Here is a 2,053-nt window from a genome sequence, read left to right on the forward strand (position 1 = left end):
CCTTCAAGGAGATGACGCTGTTGGAGCTGTCGGACTTCGTCAAGAAGTTCGAGGAGACCTTCGAGGTCACCGCGGCCGCGCCGGTCGCCGTCGCTGCCGCCGCCGCCCCGGGCGCCGCGCCCGCTGCCGAAGCCGCCGAGGAGCAGACCGAGTTCGACGTCATCCTGGAGGCCGCCGGCGACAAGAAGATCGGCGTCATCAAAGTGGTGCGCGAGGTCGTCTCGGGCCTGGGCCTCAAGGAGGCCAAGGACCTGGTCGACGGGGCTCCCAAGCCGTTGCTGGAGAAGGTCGCCAAGGAGGCCGCCGAGGAGGCCAAGACCAAGCTCGAGGCCGCCGGCGCGACCGTCACCGTCAAGTAGCCCGGTCGCCGATCGAGCGCAGCGATCGATCCACCTGCTCGGGGGTATCCCCCAACGCGGTCAGCAGGCTCCTGGTCATCGCGGCCAGCACCGGACCCACTGCGGTGCCGCCGCTGCCGTAGTAACCGGCCAGCTCGAGCATCACGAAGCCGTGCATGATCGTCCAGAACTGCGCGGCGGTGGCCACCACGGCGGCGTCATCGTCTGGCGCACCGACGGTGATCCGGCCCCCCTGCATCGACCGGTGCACCACGGCCACGACGTGGGCGAAGCTGGGGTAGTGGTCGCTGATCTCGCCCACCGCGAGCGTGAGCATGTTGCGGGCCGGGGCGCTGATGCCGTGCGCGCTGGTGCTGCCGAACATCAACCGGTACAGGTGCGGGTGCTTGAGGGCGAATCGCCGGTAGACGATGCCGACGGTGAGCAGGTCGACGACCGGGTCGTCGGTCAGCCGGATCGTCAGCGCGGCGTCGAACTGCCGCAGGCCCTCCTCGGCGACCGCGGCGATCAGCTGCTGCATGCCGCCGAAATGCGTGTACACGGCCATCGTCGAGGTTCCGGCCGCGGCGGCGATCTTGCGGGTCTGCAACGCATCGGGACCGTGCTCGTCGAGCAGGCCAACAGCGGCGCGCACCAGCTCGTCACGCACCCTGGGTTCGGTCTGCGAAGTCACGTTTGCCATCGTCGCATAGCAGGCGTACGGTTCCCATAACAATGAAATAACAACGTTATAGGAGTTCGGACATGACAACCACCGACACCGCAGAATCCGCCAACCCGTATCTGGAAGGCTTCCTGGCGCCGGTGCGCACCGAGGTGACGGCCACCGATCTGCCGGTCACCGGCCATATCCCGGAGTTCCTCGACGGGCGCTACCTGCGCAACGGCCCCAACCCAGCCGCCGAGGTCGACCCGGCCACCTACCACTGGTTCACGGGCGACGGCATGGTGCACGGGGTGGCGCTGCGCGACGGACAGGCCCGCTGGTACCGCAACCGCTGGGTCCGCACCGCCGCGGTCTGCGCTGCCCTGGGTGAACCCGCACCGACCGGACTCAACGCGCGCGCCGGGATGCTCTCCCTCGGCGCCAACACCAATGTGCTGGGCCATGCCGGAAAAACCCTGGCCCTCATCGAGGGCGGTGTGGCCAACTACGAACTCACCGAGAATCTGGACACCGTAGGGACCTGCGATTTCGACGGCACCCTGCCCGGCGGCTACACCGCACACCCGCACCGCGACCCGGCCACTGGCGAGCTGCACGCGGTGTCGTACTCATTCGGCCGCGGGCACAGCGTGCAGTACGCAGTGATCGACACCGCCGGACACGCACGCCGCACGGTCGACATCGAGGTGACCGGCTCGCCGATGATGCACGACTTTTCCCTGACCGAGAAGTACGTGGTGATCTACGACCTGCCGGTCACCTTCGACGCGGCTCCCCTGGTGCGCAGCGCGGTGCCGCGCGGGCTGCGACTACCCGCGCGGCTGGTGTTGCAGTCGCTCGTCGGCCGGCTACGGGTGCCCAGCCCGATCACCGCAATGATCAACCGCGACACCAGACCTGCGGGCGGAATGCCGTACTCGTGGGACCCCAGATACCCGGCGCGCCTCGGTGTGATGCCCCGCGATGGCGGCAACGCCGACATCAGGTGGTTCGATATCGAACCCTGCTACGTCTACCATCCGCTCAA

3 protein-coding genes are annotated in these 2,053 nt (G+C 68.1%); 2 read left to right on the plus strand and 1 reads right to left on the minus strand.

Annotated elements, in window-relative coordinates; genetic code table 11:
• Positions 1-359 (plus strand): 50S ribosomal protein L7/L12 (rplL, locus tag AC2VON_RS04505; protein WP_486951869.1); only part of this gene is annotated, 359 nt, incomplete at its 5' end.
• Here the strand turns inward: rplL and AC2VON_RS04510 are convergent.
• Entirely contained in the window at positions 352-1,032 is a 681-nt protein-coding gene (locus AC2VON_RS04510; RefSeq protein WP_486951870.1) for a TetR/AcrR family transcriptional regulator, read from the minus strand. The genes rplL and AC2VON_RS04510 overlap by 8 nt on opposite strands.
• A 71-nt stretch (positions 1,033-1,103) precedes the next feature.
• On the opposite strand from AC2VON_RS04510, the gene AC2VON_RS04515 reads away from it, so the two are divergent.
• On the plus strand, positions 1,104-2,053 hold a 950-nt coding region (locus AC2VON_RS04515), incomplete at its 3' end, for a carotenoid oxygenase family protein (RefSeq protein ID WP_486951871.1).

The organism is Mycobacterium sp. TH-M82 (assembly GCF_057473605.1).